Source organism: Streptomyces sp. HUAS YS2, assembly GCF_033343995.1.
Taxonomy (GTDB): Bacteria; Actinomycetota; Actinomycetes; order Streptomycetales; family Streptomycetaceae; genus Streptomyces; species Streptomyces solicathayae.
The window spans coordinates 4150162-4169221 of record NZ_CP137573.1 but is presented as its reverse complement, the minus strand read 5'-3'; the positions used below and the strand labels follow the sequence as shown (position 1 = coordinate 4169221).

The following is a 19060-nucleotide window of genomic DNA, read 5'->3' as shown; positions in this document are numbered from 1 at the left end:
GGGCTAAGCTCTCTCTCGGTAGCGTGTCCGAGCGGCCGAAGGAGCTCGCCTCGAAAGCGAGTGTGGCGCAAGTCACCGAGGGTTCAAATCCCTCCGCTACCGCTCTTGTACGAAGGGCCCGGTGCGCAAGCACCGGGCCCTTCGTCGTGCGGCTAGACTCACGCGACATCGCAGGGGAGGGCGGAGCAGATGGTGCAGGCGAAGAAGGTCGCGTTGTACGCAGTGGTCGTCTTTGTGCTGTACACGATCATCAACTCCCCCGCCCGGGCCGCCGATCTCGTCCAGGTAGGGTTCGAGGGGATATCGTCCGCCGCACAGGGCGTCGGCGAGTTCATGACGGAACTCGTCAACTAGATCGTCCCCAAGGAGTCCTGCTGTGATCCGCCATCTGGTCCTCTTCAAGCTCAACGACGGCGTGGAGCGCGACGAGCCGCGAGTCGTCGCCGGCGTCGAGGCCTTCCGCGCGCTCGGGGGGACGATTCCGGAGCTGACGTTCTGGGAGTGCGCCTGGAACATCACCGACCGGCCCATCGCGTACGACTTCGCCATCAATTCGGCGGTCGAGGACACCGACGCGCTGAAGCGCTACATCGAGCACCCGGACCACCAGGCGGCCGCGGGCCAGTGGCGTGAGTTCGCCACGTGGGTGATCGCGGACTACGAGTTCTGACCGACCCCCGGACCCGGATCACGGCCCCTCGCCTTCGCGGCGGGGGGCCTTCTCGCACCTCTGCCCGTCCAACTTGCCCTCAACACGTGGTTATACGGTGCTTGCACACAGTGGACATGTCTTGTGATGCTATGACCGCTTTTGACGGATGAGTTGACCGTAGTTGACCAGCAAGACCAGCCAGAGGGGTGGCGTGAACGTGCCGGCCAGTACTGCGCCTCAGGTGCCGCCCCAGAACGAGCCCGCGGAGTCGCAGGCCGGCGAGCCCGACGCGCCCGACACCGCCGCCCCCCGCCCGCGCGAGCGCAGCAGCCGCGGGGCCGACACCCGGGCGCTCACCCAGGTGCTCTTCGGGCAGCTGAAGAACCTGGAGCCGGGCAGTCCGGAGCACGACCGGGTGCGTGGGGCGCTGATCGAGGCCAACCTGCCGCTGGTGCGGTACGCGGCGGCCCGCTTCCGCTCGCGCAACGAACCGATGGAGGACGTCGTCCAGGTCGGCACGATCGGGCTGATCAACGCGATCGACCGGTTCGACCCGGACCGGGGCGTGCAGTTCCCGACCTTCGCGATGCCGACCGTCGTCGGCGAGATCAAGCGGTACTTCCGCGACAACGTGCGCACCGTGCACGTGCCGCGCCGGCTGCACGAGCTGTGGGTCCAGGTCAACGGCGCCACCGAGGACCTCACGACCGCCCACGGGCGCTCCCCCACCACCGCCGAGATCGCCGAACGACTGAAGATCGGCGAGGACGAGGTGCTGGCCTGCATCGAGGCCGGCCGTTCGTACCACGCCACCTCCCTGGAGGCGGCCCAGGAGGGCGACGGGCTGCCCGGGCTGCTCGACCGGCTCGGGTACGAGGACCCGGCACTGGCCGGCGTCGAGCACCGCGACCTCGTCCGGCACCTGCTCGTCCAGCTGCCGGAGCGCGAGCAACGCATCCTGATGCTCCGTTACTACAGCAATCTGACCCAGTCTCAGATCAGTCAGGAGCTCGGGGTCTCGCAGATGCACGTGTCAAGGCTCCTCGCCCGTAGCTTCGCCCGGTTGAGATCCGCAAACAGGATCGACGCGTAACCGGAACGGGTATACCGGTTCGGAGCAGTTTCAACCCGCCCCAAATGCCTTGCACCCCTTGTTTCCTGCGGATTTCCACCCTCGCCATGTCGACAAGTCACTACAGCGTGTTGCCGACATGTGACATTCTGCTGGAACCGCGTTTGGCGCAGCCCCGCCTCCGGTATTCAGGTGGAGGCTGCGTTCCTCCGATGGTCGTGGCCGCCGCGACCGTCCGCGACCTCAAGGGGGTGGCATGTCCGCAGAACAGGGCAGCTCGAAGGTGCTCACGCTCACGAAGAGCGAACCCACCGCGCCGCTTCTCGTCCCTTCGGAAGCCATCGACACCCGCACTCTGTCCCGCTCCCTGTTCCTGCGGCTGCGCGCCCTGGACACCGACGGCGTGGCCGCCGACAGCCCGGAGCGCACCTACGTCCGCGACACGCTCATCGAACTCAACCTGCCGCTCGTGCGGTACGCGGCGGCCCGGTTCCGCTCGCGCAACGAGCCGATGGAGGACATCGTCCAGGTCGGCACGATCGGTCTGATCAAGGCCATCGACCGTTTCGACTGCGAACGCGGCGTGGAGTTCCCGACGTTCGCGATGCCGACGGTGGTCGGCGAGATCAAGCGCTTCTTCCGCGACACCTCGTGGTCGGTGCGGGTACCGCGCCGGCTCCAGGAGCTGCGGCTCGCCCTCACCAAGGCGAGCGACGAGCTGTCCCAGAAGCTGGACCGCTCCCCGACCGTGCCCGAACTCGCCGCCGTGCTCGGGGTGTCGGAGGAGGACGTCGTCGACGGCCTCGCGGTCGGCAACGCGTACACCGCCTCCTCGCTCGACTCCCCGTCGCCCGAGGACGACGGCGGCGAGGGCTCGCTCGCGGACCGGCTCGGCTACGAGGACACGGCGCTCGAAGGCGTCGAGTACCGCGAGTCGCTGAAGCCGCTGCTGGCCAAACTCCCGCCCCGGGAGCGGCAGATCATCATGCTCCGCTTCTTCGCCAACATGACGCAGTCGCAGATCGGCGAGGAGGTCGGCATCTCGCAGATGCACGTCTCCCGGCTGCTCACGCGGACGCTGGCGCAGCTGCGCGAGGGCCTGATCGCGGACTGACGAGACCGACGAAGGCCGGGGAGCGAGTACCACAGCCGGTCCCGTACCGGGTGAAGTTCGCTCTCCGGCTTCCTTACTGACGCTCCGTCAGCCACACTGGCGCGATGCGACGGATGCGTCTGGGGTTTCTCACGGTGGCGCTCTGCCTCGGCGGGGCGCTGACCGCGTGCGGCAGCGGGGGCGACGGCGAGGGCTACGCGGCGGTGGGCGCCGGCGGCGCGTCGCCGCGAGGCGCGACCCCGCCCTCCGGCTCGGTGAGCCTGGTCCCGCTGGACGGCCCTTCGGCGAGCGGGACGACGTCCAGCACCTCGTCCCCCAGACCCGGCGAGACGAGCGGCGCGGGCGACACGGCCGGCGGAAGCACGGGTACGAGCGGCGGTACGGGTGCGGCCGGCGGCACCTCGCCGGGTACGGCGCCGGGCCCTGGCGGCGCGGGCTCCGGCGGCACCGCCACGGTCGTCCCCGGAAGCACCGCCCCGGCGCCGGCCCCCGGAGGGACCTCACCCGCACCCGGAACACCCGGGACGCCCGGCACTCCGGGCACGACGCCGCCGCCCACCAAGCCCGGCAGCCCCGCCCTGCTGACGATCTCCGCCACCCTCGACGACGCAGACCTCCGGTGGTGCGAGAAGGTGACGGTCACCTTCCGCAACACCGGAGGCACGGCCGTGGCCTCGGGCACGGTCGCCTTCGAGACGCACATCATCGGGGCGCTCGGCATCGACTGGGCGACACTCGGCTCCACGCAGCCGCTCCCCGCCCCGCTCGCCGCGGGTGCGACGAAGAAACGGACGTACACGGTCTGCGTGGACTCCTGGCGCGTTCCCCTCGGCATGCACATCGACACGCAGAAGGTCACGGCGACCGTCACCGAGTGACGCCGGGGTCAGCCCGCCCGGGTGAGGGAGGCCTGGAGGCGTGGCATCAGGTCGACAAGGTCCTGGTACCAGCAGCCGGACTGGTGGCCGCCGCCCTGGCAGTACTCGCCCCAGCCGGCGCCGTTGCCGTAGTTCTCGTAGTGGACGGGGATGCCCAGGGAGTCGAGCTTGGTCTTCATGTGGGCGGAGGAGCTCTCCAGCCACCATTCCATGACGTCGTGCTTCCCGCCGTCACCGTTGCCGATGTAGATGTGGATGCCCATGCCGCGGAGCTTGGCGGCGTTGGCGACCGGGTCGTTCTGGTTCCAGACCCGGTCGGCGTCGAAGACCGGGTACGGGCTGCCGAAGAGGGCGTCGCTGTCCACGCCGGGGGCGTAGGCGTTGCCGTCGCAGGCGACCGTCCCGGAGGTGGAGGCGCAGATCGCGCCGGTCGCGTTGGTCAGGGACGCGACCACCACCAGGCGCATGGCCATCTGGTTCGCGCCCAGTTCCAGGTCGCCGGACAGGGAGCCGACCTGGCTGAACAGCTCGGGGTACCGCTGGGCGTAGCGGAAGGCGCCGAAGCCGCCCATCGAGATGCCGGCGATGGCGCGGGCCTGCTTCGTGGGGATGGTGCGCAGGTTGGCGTCGATGAACGGGATCACCTGCTTGATGTGGAAGTTCTCCCAGTTCGCGGCCCCGGCGGCGGTGTTCTGGTTGAGCCAGTTGGCGTACCAGCCGCGGTTGCCACCGTCCGGCACGACGGTGATCATGCCGGACGCCCCGGTGAGCGCCGCGTTGCCGTAGAAGGGAGAGGAGGGGTCGTCCGGCGAGCCGTGCAGGAAGTACAGGACCGGGTACCGCTTGCCGGGGTTGGCCGCGTAGTCCTTCGGCAGGATGATCCGGATGTTCTGCTCGCCCTGGACCTCGGCGGACTTCACCGTGATCACGAAGTTCGTGTCGGTGTTGGTCGGAGCCGTACTGGCGGCGCTCTCGACCTGGGTCAGCCCGAACCCGTCGGCCGGTGAGGGCCGCGAGGAGGCCTGAGCGGTGGGGGCGGTCAGCGCCAGCAGGACGGCCGCGACCAGCATGCTCAGGACGCGCTTGACGGAGTTCTTCATCATCGGACTCCCGGAGTGACGGACTGGGCGGTGTCGAAGGCGGCCTTCTCCTGGTCGCCGAAGTTCGTCCCGGCCATGTAGGGGCTGGGGGCGCGGCCCTGGGCCTCGGCGATCGCGTCGAGACCGCCGGTGCTGGACTGGGCCAGGTGCGAGGTGACGCCGACCAGGACACCCTCCCCGGTGCCCTGATCGAAGTCCTTGAACCAGGGGCCGCCGCTGGCGCCGGGGCTGAGCTGGGTCTTCATCAGGTCGCTGTTGGTGTCCCACCACCACTCGCGGTTGATCCAGGACGGCCCCTGACTGAACATCAGGCCGCGTCCGTCGTAGATGCGCTGCTGCGCGGCGGGGACGTTGTTCGCGTTGGGCGAGCCGTTGATCACCGCCTCGCCGGTGCTGCTGAAGTTGGGCCCGCTGTAGCTCTTGTAGTTCGCGGCCGGGTAGCCGAAGTTCGTACGCGGTGTCTTGCGGGCCACGTTGAACCCGATGGGCTGGCCGCCCACGACCTCCTCGACCGGACGGTCGTCGGCCGGGTTGTCGACCACCATCGCGACCATGTCGTTGTTGTTGAGGAAGTTGGCCTGGGCCGCCCAGCCTTCGGTCAGCCAGGCCCGCGTCACGCCCCACACCCCGTACGGCGCGACGTCGGAGCCGATCGCCGGGCCGCTGTTCAGATCGGTGCCGGGGGCGACGCGTGGCAGGTTCTCGCCCCGGAAGCCGGGGATGAACAGCACGTTCGTCGCGATCTGGTTGGCGTCCAGCGGGGCGTTCAGACCCCAGTTGATGCGCAGGCAGTGGGCCGCGGTGACCACGACGCTCTTGTTCCGGCTCTGCACCACGGTGGCGGTGCAGGAGCCGACGCTGTCGGTCGGGGTCGCGCCGTCGGCGTTGCGCATCCGCATCACCAGCTTGCCCGTAGTCCGGGTGATCTTCCCGCCGCCGGCCCAGGGCCGGGCGGAGTCGTCCCAGCCGGCCGCCGGCGCGACGGCCTCGGCCCCGTCGCTGTTGAGCGCGGCGGCCGACAGCCGGTTCAGGTTCCAGTAGTCGACCTGGCTCTGCAGCGCGGTCGAGTAGTCGGCGCCGAGCGGGACCAGGCGGATCTCGCCGGGCCCGGCGGCATGGGCGGCCGGGGCTCCGGCCAGGGTGGCCGCGGTGACCGAGGCGACGGCGGCGGCCAGCACGGGTAACCGTCGGGGTGTCGTGCGACGTGCGGTCCGACGTGTCGTCCGACGTGTCGTCTGACGTGTCCTCATGGCGTGCTCCTCTTCGATGGGCGACGCTCCGATGCTGGTGTCCGCGCAGGTCGGGGCACAGGCCGAGCCACCGGCCATATGTGACCGGTCAGGGCACGTCGGTCCGTGACCGGAAGGTGGCCGGTGCGAAGTCCGGGTGCTGCCGGCGGAACGTGGTGCCGAGATGGTGCTGCAGCCGTACGTGCCGGAACTGGTACACCGCGCCGTTCTGACGCAGCACCCCGCGGCGGTAGGCGTCGTCCAGGAAGGCGGCCGGGTTCCAGGGGAGCCCCCCGGTCAACGGAAGCCAGACGCACGCAAGCAGGAACCACTGTCCCCAGGCGGTGAAGGCGAACACGTAGGAGAGCGCGCCGCCGAGCCCGCCGACCCCGCCGATGAGCAGGGCGTCCGACAGGCCCCAGTTGAACTGTCCCATCGGGCCTTCGAGCAGTGCGACGACCAGGTACCCGCCGAGGCCGATCGCCAGCGTGAGCGTCGTGGCCAGAACGAGGAACTGCCGCCCCACCGTCGCGCGGTTCGAGGACAGGAGGCTGACCGGGGTGGCGGCCGTGGCCACGTCGACGGGCGCTTCGAGCAGGGAGATCACCGCGAAGACCAGGCCGGCGGGCGTGCCGAAGGTCAGGACGAAGAACAGGATGTTGATCAGGGTGCCCTCGATCACCGCCGGATCGGTCAGCCGCACCTGCGAGTACAGCGCCCGCTGGAGGGTGAGGGCGCACCCGAATCCCACTCCCATGACGGAACCGCCGAGCAGACCGATCCCGAACCGGATCACCGAGGTGCGCAGCGGCCGGCGGCCGAGGCTGTCGTGGGTGCCGCGCAGTGTCAGCCGGACCCGGGTCGGTTCGAAGGCGGCCCAGCCCCCGAACCTGAGCATGAGCGCGTGGACCGAGCCGAAGGCGAGGCCCGCGACCGGTCCCATGAGACTGCCCTGCAGGAGGACCGCGCCGGTCCCCAGCGGGCCCAGCAGGCCGACCGTCCAGGTGGCCAGGGTGATGCTGAGGGCCGTGGCCAGGACGACCGCGAGGACGCGGACCGGGCGCGGCAGCAGATCGCCGAGCTGCCACCACGCGAGGTCGTGCCGGTCGCGGTCGAGCCGTACCAGGTGGTGGGCGAGCCGGCCGAGCCAGCGCTCGGCGCGCGCCGGGTCCCAGGACGCGGGCCGCGGCCGGCGGCCTGCGGCGTCCCGCTCGGGGGCGCGGCGCCGGTAGACGGCGGGTACGAAGCCCGCAAGCAGGTGTTCCTCCAGCGACTTCGTGGTGGGGAAGCGGGTGGCGTCCAGCAGTTCGGCGGGATCCAGGTCGGGTGTCTCGCTGTACATGGTGCGGGCGAGGATGACCATCAGCGGGGTGGTCAGCACCGCCGCGAGCCGCTCCCCGGCCGGGGTCTCCCGGGCACGCGTCTCCTCGAGGACGGCGTCCCATGCCGTTCCGGTCCCGCCGGTCCCGCGGGTCTCGGTCCAGCCGTCGCCGCCCTCGCCGCCGTCGCCGCCGTCGCCGGGGAGGACCGTTCGGACGGTGCGGGGCAGGTACGCCGCGAGGTCCTGAGGCGTGAGGTCGGTGAGCTCGACGGCCGCCGCCCAGACCAGCGGCGCGTGCGCCGCCCGGACGGCCTCGGCGAACTCGGGGCGCCGGCTGGTGAGGACCAGCGGCAGCGAGGTGTCGTTGAGGGCCTCCAGGGCCTCCCGTCTCAGGCCCTCCGCGATCTCGTCGAACCCGTCGAGGACGGGGAGGACCAGGTCGGCGTCGACGAGCGCGGCGGCCAGGGTCGACCCGTGCGGCCCACGGCGGGCCAGATGGGGATGGTCGCGCAGCAGTCGGGCGATCAGCCAGTCCCGCAGCGCGGTGGTCGCCGGGTCCCAGGAGCCGAGACTGAAGACGACCGGTACGCGGCCGTGGGCGTCCTGGCTCTCCAGGAGGTCCAGCACGAACCTGATCGTCAGGATCGACTTGCCCGAGCCCGCCCGGCCCAGGATCACCAGGCGGCCGGAGGGTATCCGGCGGTAGACCTCCGCCACGCTCCGCAGGTCGCCGTTCAGGTCCACCGCACGGCGGGGCGCCTCCCCCGGACCGAGCCGCTGGATGTTCTCCGCGCGGTCGGTCAGCTCCGCGGGCGCGGGGTTCCACCGGACCGGCAGCGGAAAGGGGTCGTGGACCCGGCGCTGCTCCTCCTCGCGCCGCCAGCGCCGTCTGACCTCCGTGGCCAACTCCCGCGCGGCGTCGGCGAGCGTGCGGTTCACCGGCGGCGGTGTGTACGTCGAGGGGGCGCGCGGATCACGTACGGCATCTCGTACGGGAACGGGATCTCGTACGGGAACGGGATCTTGTACGGGAACGGGATCTTGTACGGGATGGTCCGCGGGCTCCTGGGATTCCTCCGCGGTGCGCGGTTTCGCGAGTGCGGCCGCCAGACGCCGGCGGTCCTCCTCGCCGAGGTCGAGCGCGTCGGCCAGCAGGTTCACCGTCCCCAGCCGGTGATCCGTGGATCTGCCGCTCTCCAGGCGGCGAATGGTGCGCACGCTCACCCCGGACCGCTCGGCCGTCTGCTCCTGCGTCAGACCGGCGGAGGTACGTAATCGGCGTAGCAGCGTGCCGAGCTGTTCCGTCACCGGGCGTCTCCCCCTACCGACCAGTAAGCGACGGCGGCGAGCCTACCGGCGGCCACCGGTCACCGATGGCAGGTTCCCGGCCTGTTCGCCGAACATGACCAAGGTCACGCTCGGTGCGTGAACTATCGCTATTGGTGCGGCGAATGCTCCTTCAAGACGCCCTGGCTCAGGGCGTCGGAAGGGGAGCGACTGCAGCTCGAGCACTACGCGGGAAGGCACCCGGGCACTCCCCCGGGAGGCCAGGTCGAGGTCCGGCGGGGTGATCCGGACGGCGGCTGCGGCCGTCAGGGCTGCCTCGCCCTGGCGGCCGTCGCGCTCGTGCTGCTGGTCGTCGCGGCCGCCTTCCTTCGCTGACGCGGGCGGCGGGCCTCAGCCCAGGGCGAGCCAGCCCACCGCCGCGAGGACGACGATCGCCGCGACGACGCCCACGATCAGGCCGACACGCGGGCCCGAGGACGGCGCGGCCTGGGCCTGGCGCTGCGGGGCCTCGTCGACGAAGGCGCGGAACATCTGGGTGCTGCCGGCGGGGTCGTAGCTGCCCTCGGGGCCCTGACCCTGCGGTGCGTGGGGGTTGTGTGCCATGGGAAAGGACCCTAGCGAACCGGGGGTTGCGGCCCCAACCCCCGGCACCACTCCCGCACGCCCCCTCCCACTTTGCCGATTCTTTAGCGCCGTTTGACCGTTTTAGTTTGCCTGAAGCAACCATCTATCTCTATGGTTGCCCTAAGCAACAAGATGGATGGGGACGCGGTGGAGAAGCCGAACCGGTACGAGAACCTCGCCCGCCAGGTGAGTGCCATCGGCGCCGTGAAGCGCGGACTCGCTCGCGCACTGCCCGTCGAGTGCCAGGGCGGGGCAGCGGCCGTCCTCGCGCTCGTCAAGCACCACGGCGACATGCGGATCGGCCGGCTGGCCGAGGTGATGGCCGTCGACATGTCCGTGTGCAGCCGCCATGTCGCCCACACGGTGGAGCACGGCTGGATCGAGCGACTGCCCGACCCGGACGACCGGCGCTCCCGGATCCTGCGGATCACCCCGTCCGGCCACGACATGCTCACCGAACTCGACCGCCGGGTGACCGAAGCCTTCACCCGGCACCTCGCGGAGTGGTCCGACGACGACGTCGACCTGCTCACCACCATGCTCGCCCGCCTCCGTGAGTCCTTCGGAGACTGCCGGGCCCACCACGCCTGATAACGAAGGAAGTTCATGGCCACGACCACCCCCGCCCCCGCGACACAGGCGGGCGGCCACGTCTCCGGCGGGGCGCCCATGTCCCACCGGCAGATCATGGAGGCTCTGTCCGGGCTGCTGCTCGGCATGTTCGTCGCCATCCTGTCGTCGACGATCGTCTCCAACGCGCTGCCCGAGATCATCACGGACCTCGGCGGTGGCCAGTCCGCGTACACCTGGGTCGTCACGGCGTCCCTGCTGTCGATGACCGCGACCACGCCGCTGTGGGGCAAGCTGGCCGACCTCTTCTCCAAGAAGCTGCTCGTCCAGATAGCCCTGCTGATCTACGTCGCCGGCTCGGTGGTGGCCGGTCTCTCCCAGAGCACCGGCATGCTCATCGCCTGCCGCGTCGTCCAGGGCATCGGCGTCGGCGGTCTGACCGCCCTCTCCCAGATCATCCTGGCCGCCATGATCGCCCCGCGTGAGCGCGGCAGGTACAGCGGCTACCTCGGTGCGGTCTTCGCCGTCGCCACCGTCGGCGGCCCGCTGCTCGGCGGCGTCATCACGGACACCGAGTGGCTCGGCTGGCGCTGGTGCTTCTACGTCGGTGTGCCGTTCGCGCTGATCGCGCTCCTCGTGCTGCAGAAGACCCTGAAGCTCCCGGTCGTGAAGCGGGACGTCAAGGTCGACTGGGCCGGCGCCCTCTTCATCAGCGCCGCCGTCTCCCTGCTGCTCGTCTGGGTCACCTTCGCGGGCGACAAGTACGACTGGATGTCCTGGCAGAGCGCCGTCATGGTCGGCGGTTCGGTCCTGCTCGGTGCGGTCTTCGTCTTCGTCGAGTCGCGGGCGAGCGAGCCGATCATCCCGCTGCGCCTGTTCCGCAACCGCACCATCACGCTGGCCTCGCTGGCCTCGCTCTTCGTGGGCGTCGCGATGTTCGCCGGCACCGTGTTCTTCAGCCAGTACTTCCAGCTGGCCCGGAACGAGTCGCCGACGATGTCCGGCGTCCTGACCATCCCGATGATCGCGGGCCTGTTCGTCTCGTCCACGGTCTCCGGCCAGGTCATCACCAAGACCGGCCGCTGGAAGGCGTGGCTGATCGCCGGCGGCGCGCTCGCCGCGGGCGGCCTCGGCCTGCTCGGCACCATCCGGTACGACACGGAGTACTGGCACATCGCGCTGTTCATGGCGGTTCTCGGTCTCGGCCTCGGCATGATGATGCAGAACCTCGTGCTCTGCACGCAGAACCAGGTCGACCCCTCCGACCTCGGCTCGGCCTCCTCCGTCGTCACCTTCTTCCGCTCCCTCGGCGGCGCGATCGGCGTCTCGGCGCTCGGCGCGGTCATGGCCCACCGGGTCACCGACTACGTCAAGGAGGGCCTCGCGGAGCTGGGTCCGAAGGCCGCGGCGGCCATGGGTCAGGGCGGCGGCGGGATCCCCGACATGGACAAGCTGCCCGCCCCGATCCGTACCGTCATGGAGGACGCGTACGGGCACGGCGTCGGCGACGTCTTCCTCTACTCGGCGCCGTTCGCGCTGCTCGCCTTCCTGGTGACGCTCTTCATCAAGGAGGTCGCACTGAAGAGCAACGCCGCGACGGCGGACCGGTAGAAGGACTCCCGGCCGCGCTTCGAGCGGAGGCGCGGCCGGGTTCGTACGGAGCGGCGGGCAACAGGAAGGGGCGGCGCGCAGCGCCTCGGATAAGAGTGGCGGTGGGCGACGGGCGGGCGGCCCGCCGCTCCGTCATGTGTCGGTGCCGCGGGCGACCATGGTCTCGATGCCCGCGATCAGCACGTCCAGGGCGTAGTCGAAGTCGCGGTCCCAGATCTCGCCGACGCTGCCATGGGTGGCCCGCTCGTCGAGGAGTTCCGTCATCGGTTCGAGGACCTCCTCGAACTGCGGGTCGTTGCGGAAGGCCCTGATCGACTCCCCGTAGAACTCGTCCTGCGACATACCGGCCTCCGCCGCCCGCCGGCCGAACTGCGACTCGATCGTCCCGTAGCCGTACACGAACTGGAAGACCGCCGACATCGCGCCCGGCTGACGGCTCATCGGCAGTCCGGTGTCCCGGATCGCGTCCTGGATCTTGACGCCGACGGCGATGGCGTGCGGGCCGATGTTCAGGTACTGACCGGCGGACGGCGACATCCACGGGTGCCGGACCAGCATCCGGCGGTAGGCCAGGGCGACCGCCCGGATCCGCTCCTGCCAGTTCCCGGCGTCGAGTTCGGCGAGGTCGACCTCCCCGAAGACGCGGTCGATGGCGTACTCCATGATGTCGTCCTTGGTGTCCACGTACCAGTACAGGGACATCGCGGTGACGTTCAGCTCGGTCGCCAGCTTGCGCATCGAGAGCTTGGTCAGGCCCTCCTCGTCCAGCATCCGGATCGCGGCGGCCACGATCCGGTCCCGGTCGAGCCCCGCCGGGCCGCCCCCGCCACGGGCGGCCCGCTGCTCCAGCCAGACGCTGGAGCGCGCCGGGTTCTTGGCCCGATCCGCTGCCTTGACCATCGCGCGCTCCTTCATCGGTCAGTGGTCCGTGACCATGCTAGGCAGCCACGGTCGGCTGCTCGTCCCCCGCGGCCGCCTTCTGCCCCGCCTGCTCGGACCGCTCGGCCCGCTTCAGCAGCGCCGCCGCCAGCAGACCACCCGCGAAGACCGCGACCGCGCCGACCAGCTGGCTGGTCTGCAGGCCGGAGGCGAAGGCGTCCGAGATCTGCTGCCGCTCCGCGTCCGTGCCGGCCGCGGCCAGGGCCGCCGGCAGCGAGGTCGCGGTGACGGTGACCAGCGCGGCGAACCGGGCGTTGAGGACCGCGCCGAGGATCGCGACGCCGAGACCGTTGCCGAACTCCGCGAGCGTGCCGTTGACGCCCGCGCCGACGCCGGCCTTCTCCGGCGGGATGGCGCTCATGATGGCGTTGGCCATGGCCGGGTTGGAGAGCGCGATGCCCGCGCCCATCAGGACCAGGCCGAGCAGCATGCCGCCGTACGTGCCGTCGGTGCCGCCGCCGAGCAGGGCGATCGAGGTGAGACCGCCGGCCACCAGGCTGAGGCCGAGCGCCACGGACGGCGCGGTGCCGATCTTCATGACCAGCTTCGGGCCGAGGCCGGAGAGGTTGAGCACGACGATCGACAGGGCGAGCGGCGCCATCCGCAGACCGGCCTCCAGCGGCTCGTAGCCGAGCACGAACTGCAGGTGCTGGGTGAGCAGGAAGAGCGAACCGCCCATGCCGAGCATGACCAGGATCGCGCCGGCGACCGCGCCCACGAACTTCTGGTTGCGGAAGAAGTGCATGTCGAGCATCGGGTACGGGACGCGGAGCTCCCACAGCACGAAGCCGGTGAGGACGGCGACGCCGATCGCGGCCGGCAGCAGCACCTGCGTCGAGGTCCAGCCGTGCTCCGGGCCGGTGATGATCGCGTACACGACGGAGGACATACCGATGGTGGAGAGCAGCGCGCCGAACAGGTCGGGGCGGTCGCCCTGCGGGTTCTTGGACTCCGGGACCAGCTTCAGCACGGCGATCAGGCCGACGACCGCGACCGGGATGTTGATGAGGAAGATCATCCCCCACCAGAAGTGGTTCAGGATCGCGCCGCCGATCAGCGGGCCGGCCGCGAAGCCGAGCGAACCGATGGTGGCCCAGATGGCGATGGCCTTGACCCGCTGCGACTCGTCGAAGATCTGCATGACGACCGCGAGGGTCGTGGTCATCAGGAGCGCCCCGCCGACACCCATGCCCGCGCGGGCCGCGATCAGCTGCGCGGTGGAGTCGGCGAGACCGGCGGCGAGCGAGCCGAGGCCGAACAGCGCGAGACCGGCGGCGAGCAGCTTCTTGCGGCCGTAGCGGTCGGCGGCGTTGCCCGCGGTGAGCAGCAGGCCGGACTGGACGAGCGAGTACGCGTTGATCATCCACTGGATGTCGCTGGTGGACGCGTGCAGCTCGGTGGTCAGCGACGGGATGGCGACGCTCAGGACGGTGTTGTCGAGCAGCACCGTCAGCTGGGCGAGGCAGATCACGCCGAGGATCAGCCAGCGCTGCGGATGGCCGCCGGACGGTACGGCGGTCTGTTCGTTCTCGGCGGTCGTCGCCGTCATGGTTCCCCCTTGTACGGTGTACGGGACTCGGTCTCGTACACCGTACAGGGATCTCTCGTACGCTGTATAGGGGTTATTTCCCGGGCTACTTCTTCTTGGTCAGGTCGTAGAAGGTCGAGCCGTCGAGGGTGACCTTCTCGAAGGTGTCCGCGACCCACGCGGAGATCGCGCTGCTCGTTCCGCCGCCCGGGCCCATGCGCATCCCGCCGCCGCCCTCCCCGGAGCCGACGAGGTAGTGGATCCTCCCCTGGGCCACGTACTGCTTGAACTGCGCGAGCGTCGGCGACGGGTCACTGCCGTTGAAGCCGCCGATCGCCATCACCGGCTTCTCGGTGGCGAGTTGGTAGCTGGCCGCGTTCTGCGCGCCGACCGCGGCGGCGACCCAGGTGTACGCGTCGGCGTCCTTCGACAACGCCGCCTTCGCCTTCGCGCCCACCGTCGCGCCGTTGAGCAGGCCGCCGGCGGCGCCGGGGCGACCGGGGGCACCGGGGCCGAAGGTCTCCAGGTTCGGGAGGTTGCCCTGGCCGCCTTGACCCTGGCCTGGGCCCTGGCCCTGGCCCTGGCCGTCCTGCCCCTGCCCCTGCCCCTGCGGCGGGTTGCCCATCGGGCCGCCACCGGGCATCTGTCCCTGACCGGCGCCGCCAGGCATCTGCCCGGGCATGCCCCCGCCCCGGCCGCCACCGTCCGGCCCCGCGCGGAACAGCATCCCGCGGCCCGGCCTGCCGCCCATCGCGCCGCCCGCCGGGCCCGCCGTCACGATCGAGCCCTGGTGTCCCTCGTCCACCGTCGCCAGCGTGTACGCGACCGGCCCCGCGAGACTCGCGGCGATGCCGAGGCCCGCGAGCCCGAGCCCGATCCGCCGGTCGAACCGGCCCGCGAACGCCAGCCCGAGCGCGGCGAGCAGACCCGCACCGAGGACCACCGGCCGCAGCCACGGCAGCCAGTCGGGCGTGCGGCCCAGCAGGACGTACGCCCACACCGCCGTCACCGCGACCGTCGCCGCCAGCGCCGCCGCGGCGAGCGGACGGCCCCGCTCCTCCCAGAGCACCGCCGCACCCATGCCGACCAGCGCCGCGAGGTACGGGGCGAGGGCGATCGTGTAGTACTCGTGGAAGATCCCGGCCATGAAGCTGAACACCGCGAGGGTCGTCAGCAGCGCCCCGCCCCAGGCCAGGAACGCGGCCCGCGCGCCGCCCTCGACGGACGCAGCGGTGCGCGGCGCCCGCCAGGTGATCACCAGGCCGGCGACCAGCAGGAGCAGCGCGGCCGGCAGCAGCCAGGAGACCTGGCCGCCGACCGCGTCGCCGAACATCCGCCCGATGCCGGTCTCGCCCCAGCCGCCACCGCCGCGCGTCGGAAGCGCCTCGACGCCCTCGGGGAGCGCGCCGCTCGTGCTGCGGCCACCGACGCTGCCGGTCTCCTCGCCGTTGAGCCTGCCGAAGCCGTTGTAGCCGAAGGTGAGCTCCAGGAAACTGTTCTTCTGCGAGCCGCCGACGTACGGGCGCGAGGACTCGGGCCACAGTTCGACCACGGCCACCCACCATCCGCCGGAGACGACGAGCGCGAGCCCGCCCAGGGCCAGCCGGCCGAGCCGCCGCCCGATCCCGCCCGGCGCGCACACCACGTACACGAGCGCGAGCGCCGGCAGGACCAGGAACGCCTGGAGGGTCTTGGCGAGGAACGCGAAACCGAGCGCCACACCCGCCCCCACCAGCCACTTCGCCGCGCTCTCCTCCTGCTCCAGCGCCCGCAGCACGCAGTACACGGCGACCGTCGACAGCAGCGCGAGCAGCGCGTCCGGGTTGTTGAACCGGAACATCAGCGCCGCCACCGGCGTGAGCGCCAGCACCGCGCCCGCGAGCAGTCCGGCGCCCGCGCCGAAGCGCCGCCGCACCGCCGCGTACAGGACGGCGACCGTCGCCACGCCCATCAGCACCTCGGGCACCAGGATCTGCCAGGAGCCGAGCCCGAAGAGGCGGACCGACAGGGCCATCGGCCACAGCGCCGCCGGCGGCTTGTCCACAGTGATGGCGTTGCCCGCGTCCAGCGAGCCGAAGAAGAAGGCCTTCCAGCTCTCGCCACCGGCCTGAACGGCCGCCGAGTAGAAGGAGTTGGCGTAGCCGGAGGCGCTCAGGTTCCAGAGGTAGAGCACGCCGGTGGCCAGCAACAGGCCGAGGAACGCGGGCCGCGCCCAGGGGGCGTCGTCGGCCCGGCCGCGCCACAGGCGTCGGAGCACAGTCGTCATCGGTCGTCCTTGGAGGAAGAGGAGGAAGCCGTCCGCTCCGGGAAGACCCAGAGCCGGAAGAGGAGGAAACGCAGCACGGTCGCCGCGAGGTTGGCGGTGATCAGCACCGCGAGTTCGGCCGAGTGCGCCGGCTCACCGGCCGCCGTCCCGAGCGCCGCCAGCGAGCCGCTGGTCAGGGCGAGGCCGATGCCGAACACCACGAGCCCCTGCGCCTGGTGGCGCAGCGCCCGGTCCCGCCCCCGTACCCCGAAGGTGAGCCGGCGGTTCGCGGCGGTGTTGGCGAGCGCGGAGACCAGGAGCGCTGCCGCGTTGGCGAGTTGGGGCCCGAGGCCGAGCCGGAACGCCGAGTACAGCGCCAGATAGAACAGCGTGGACAGTGCGCCGACCACGCAGAACCCGACCAGCTGCCGCGTCAGACCGCCCGGCACGCCCGCCAGTTCGCGGTCCCGCGGGTCGTCGCCGAACGGCCGGGCGAGCCGTTCCAGCGGCAGCGAGCCGGTCGCGAGCGCCCGCCCCACCCGCCAGACGCCCTTCAGGTCCTCGGTCGCCGTCCTGACGATGTGCACGGTCGAGTCGGGGTCGTCGACCCAGTCGACCGGCACCTCGTGGATCCGCAGCCCGGCCCGCTCGGCCAGCACCAGCATCTCGGTGTCGAAGAACCAGCCGGTGTCCTCGACCATCGGCAGCAGCCGCTCGGCCACCTCGCGCCGGATCGCCTTGAACCCGCACTGGGCGTCGGAGAACCGGGCGGCGAGCGAACCGCGCAGGATCAGGTTGTACGCGCGGGAGATCAGCTCCCGCTTCGGCCCGCGCACCACCCGCGAGGAGCGGGCGAGCCGGGAGCCGATGGCCAGGTCGGAGTGGCCGGAGATCAGCGGGGCGACCAGCGGCAGCAGCGCGTTGAGGTCGGTGGAGAGGTCGACGTCCATGTACGCGAGGACCGGCGCGTCCGAGCCCGACCAGACGGTCCGCAGCGCCCGGCCGCGGCCCTTCTTTTCCAGCCGCACCGAGCGCACCTCGGGCACGGTCGAGGCCAGCCGGGCCGCGATCTCGGGGGTGCGGTCGGTCGAGGCGTTGTCGGCGACGGTGATCCGGAAGGCGTACGGGAACGTCGCGGCGAGGTGCGCGTGCAGCCGCCGGACACAGGGGTCGAGGTCCTTCTCCTCGTTGAACACGGGGATCACGACGTCGAGTACGGGCGGCCGGCCGACGCCACCCACGGGCAGGTGCTCACGGGCGGGAAGGGCCTCCGCCAGGGTGTCGGTTCGCATGCCCCCGACAGTTCCGGGGCCCGCTGTCACGCCTGTGTGATGAGCCTGTGCCCTGCCTGTGAGCTGTGCTCGGAGCCGTACGAAGCACTCGGCAGCCGGACGGAGAAGACCGTGCGACCGGGGGCGGACGCCACCGTGACCTCGCCGCCGTGCGCGGCGACGACCGCCCGCACGATCGCCAGGCCGAGCCCGGTGGAGCCCGCGTGCCGGGACCGGGAATGGTCCCCGCGGGCGAACCGCTCGAAGACGTGCGGCAGCAGCTCGGCCGGGATGCCCGGCCCGTCGTCCTCGATCTCGACGACGACCCACCCGTCGCCGTCGGTGCGCACCCGCGCGGTGACCAGGGTGCCCGGAGGGGTGTGCGTCCGGGCGTTGGACAGCAGGTTCACCAGGACCTGGTGCAGCCGCGCCGAGTCCGCCCGTACGGTCACCGGCTCGTCAGGCAGTTCGAGCCGCCAGCCGTGCTCCTGCCCGGCCGCCCGCGCGTCGCTCACCGCGTCCACGACCAGCGGGGACAGATCGGCGTCCCGGTACGCGAGCGGGCGGCCCGCGTCCAGCCGGGCGAGCAGCAGCAGGTCCTCCACCAGGCCGGTCATCCGGACCGCCTCGGACTCGATCCGGCCCAGCGCGTGCCGGGTGTCGGGCCCGCACTCCTCCCGGCCGCGCCGGGTCAGCTCCGCGTACCCGCGGATCGAGGCCAGCGGAGTGCGCAGCTCGTGGCTCGCGTCGGCGACGAACTGCCGGACCCGGGTCTCGCTCTGCTGCCGGGCGTGCAGCGCGGAGTGCACGTGGTCGAGCATCCGGTTGATGGCCGCGCCGACCTGCCCGACCTCGGTCCGCGGATCGGCCTCCGGCACCCGGTGGTGCAGGGCGGGTTCGCCGCTGTGCAGCGGAAGCCCGGCGACCTGCGTGGCGGTCGCCGCGACCCGCCGCAACGGCCGCAGCGCGATCCGGACGAGCAGCGTCCCGGCGAGGGAGGCGGCGACCAGGCCCGCGCCGGTCACGCTCACCTCGACCACGATCAGCGTGGACAGCGCGTCCTCGACCTCGGTGAGCGGGGTGCCCACCAGGAACTCGCCGTGCGCCCCGAGGGCGTACTGGATCCGGTAGTCGCCGAGCCCGGGCAGCTCGGCGGTGTGCGGCCAGCCGTCGCGCGGCACGTCGGCGAGGGCGGCGCGCTGCGCCTCGTCCAGGGCGCGGATCTTGGTCCGTAGCCCGGTCTCGTCGTCCGCTATCTCCGTGGAGAACGCGGCCTCGCCGAGTTCGCCGTCCACGAGCACCGCGCCGAGCGTGCCGAGCGGGGAGCCGGGGCCGCTGAGGATGCGCAGGCTGTCGGGCCCGCCGAGGCTCGGCCCGCGCGAGGGGGCCATCACCTCGGGCGGCGGTCCGGCGGCCCGGTCCGCCACGTTCTGCAGCTGGCCGTCGGCCTGCTCGTACAGGTACGAGCGGAACGCGATCGTCGTGACCGTCCCGATGACGGCGGCGACGACGGCGATCAGCACGACGGCGGAGACGACGAGCCGGGTCCTGAGCGACCAGGGCCGGGCCCGCCACGCCCGCAGCCGCGCCCCGGCGTCGGCCACGAGGGCGCGCCGCAC

17 protein-coding genes and 1 tRNA gene are annotated in these 19060 nt (G+C 71.6%); 9 read left to right on the top strand and 9 right to left on the bottom strand.

Annotated elements, in window-relative coordinates; all coding sequences use genetic code 11:
* Positions 1–17: 17 nt before the first annotated feature.
* From R2D22_RS19180 to R2D22_RS19155, 6 genes are all read left to right on the top strand, one after another.
* A tRNA-Ser gene (locus tag R2D22_RS19180) sits at positions 18–102 on the top strand.
* An 87-nt stretch (positions 103–189) separates the two neighbouring features.
* The gene (locus R2D22_RS19175; protein ID WP_318105167.1) at positions 190–354 is read left to right on the top strand and encodes a hypothetical protein; all 165 of its coding nucleotides are present in this window, start codon (positions 190–192) and stop codon (positions 352–354) included.
* 22 nt (positions 355–376) lie between these two features.
* Positions 377–670: a Dabb family protein gene (locus R2D22_RS19170; protein ID WP_318105166.1), complete on the top strand. Its 294-nt coding sequence runs from the start codon at positions 377–379 to the stop codon at positions 668–670.
* 199 nt (positions 671–869) lie between these two features.
* Entirely contained in the window at positions 870–1745 is an 876-nt protein-coding gene (locus R2D22_RS19165) for an RNA polymerase sigma factor SigF (protein WP_318105165.1), read from the top strand.
* 235 nt (positions 1746–1980) lie between these two features.
* A complete protein-coding gene (locus R2D22_RS19160; protein WP_318105164.1) occupies positions 1981–2838 on the top strand; it encodes an RNA polymerase sigma factor SigF in 858 nt (285 codons plus the stop codon).
* A 104-nt stretch (positions 2839–2942) separates the two neighbouring features.
* On the top strand, positions 2943–3716 hold the full coding sequence (locus R2D22_RS19155; RefSeq protein WP_318105163.1) for a hypothetical protein: 774 nt from the start codon (positions 2943–2945) through the stop codon (positions 3714–3716).
* Between the two features lie 8 nt (positions 3717–3724).
* On the opposite strand, the gene R2D22_RS19150 is transcribed toward R2D22_RS19155, so the two are convergent.
* From R2D22_RS19150 to R2D22_RS19140, 3 genes are all read right to left on the bottom strand, one after another.
* Positions 3725–4819: an alpha/beta hydrolase gene (locus tag R2D22_RS19150; protein ID WP_318105162.1), complete on the bottom strand. Its 1095-nt coding sequence runs from the start codon at positions 4817–4819 to the stop codon at positions 3725–3727.
* Positions 4816–5994 (bottom strand): trypsin-like serine peptidase, encoded by a 1179-nt coding sequence (locus tag R2D22_RS19145; RefSeq protein WP_318105159.1) that lies wholly within the window; start codon positions 5992–5994, stop codon positions 4816–4818. Before R2D22_RS19145 ends, R2D22_RS19150 begins: the two co-directional genes overlap by 4 nt.
* A 160-nt stretch (positions 5995–6154) precedes the next feature.
* Entirely contained in the window at positions 6155–8674 is a 2520-nt protein-coding gene (locus tag R2D22_RS19140; RefSeq protein ID WP_318105157.1) for a helix-turn-helix domain-containing protein, read from the bottom strand.
* A 117-nt stretch (positions 8675–8791) separates the two neighbouring features.
* Here R2D22_RS19140 and R2D22_RS19135 point away from each other — a divergent pair, with 117 nt between their 5' ends.
* Positions 8792–9028: a hypothetical protein gene (locus tag R2D22_RS19135; protein WP_318105156.1), complete on the top strand. Its 237-nt coding sequence runs from the start codon at positions 8792–8794 to the stop codon at positions 9026–9028.
* 15 nt (positions 9029–9043) lie between these two features.
* Here the strand turns inward: R2D22_RS19135 and R2D22_RS19130 are convergent, their stop codons facing one another.
* Positions 9044–9256, bottom strand: a complete 213-nt coding sequence (locus R2D22_RS19130) for a hypothetical protein (protein WP_318105154.1) — start codon at positions 9254–9256, stop codon at positions 9044–9046.
* A gap of 153 nt (positions 9257–9409) precedes the next feature.
* On the opposite strand from R2D22_RS19130, the gene R2D22_RS19125 reads away from it, so the two are divergent.
* Entirely contained in the window at positions 9410–9868 is a 459-nt protein-coding gene (locus tag R2D22_RS19125; RefSeq protein ID WP_411977149.1) for a MarR family winged helix-turn-helix transcriptional regulator, read from the top strand.
* A 78-nt stretch (positions 9869–9946) separates the two neighbouring features.
* Positions 9947–11458, top strand: a complete 1512-nt coding sequence (locus R2D22_RS19120; RefSeq protein ID WP_475638843.1) for a DHA2 family efflux MFS transporter permease subunit — start codon at positions 9947–9949, stop codon at positions 11456–11458.
* 132 nt (positions 11459–11590) lie between these two features.
* Here R2D22_RS19120 and R2D22_RS19115 read toward each other — a convergent pair whose 3' ends face one another.
* From R2D22_RS19115 to R2D22_RS19095, 5 genes are all read right to left on the bottom strand, one after another.
* Complete coding sequence (locus tag R2D22_RS19115; RefSeq protein ID WP_318105148.1) at positions 11591–12358, bottom strand: TetR/AcrR family transcriptional regulator; 768 nt, start codon at positions 12356–12358, stop codon at positions 11591–11593.
* 37 nt (positions 12359–12395) lie between these two features.
* A complete protein-coding gene (locus R2D22_RS19110; RefSeq protein ID WP_318105147.1) occupies positions 12396–13946 on the bottom strand; it encodes an MFS transporter in 1551 nt (516 codons plus the stop codon).
* 85 nt (positions 13947–14031) lie between these two features.
* Positions 14032–16191, bottom strand: coding sequence for an ArnT family glycosyltransferase (locus R2D22_RS19105; protein WP_318105146.1), 2160 nt, complete (start codon positions 16189–16191; stop codon positions 14032–14034).
* On the bottom strand, positions 16188–17462 hold the full coding sequence (locus R2D22_RS19100) for a bifunctional glycosyltransferase family 2/GtrA family protein (protein ID WP_318105145.1): 1275 nt from the start codon (positions 17460–17462) through the stop codon (positions 16188–16190). The genes R2D22_RS19105 and R2D22_RS19100 overlap by 4 nt, the downstream gene beginning before the upstream one ends.
* 26 nt (positions 17463–17488) lie before the next feature.
* Entirely contained in the window at positions 17489–19060 is a 1572-nt protein-coding gene (locus tag R2D22_RS19095; RefSeq protein ID WP_318105144.1) for a sensor histidine kinase, read from the bottom strand.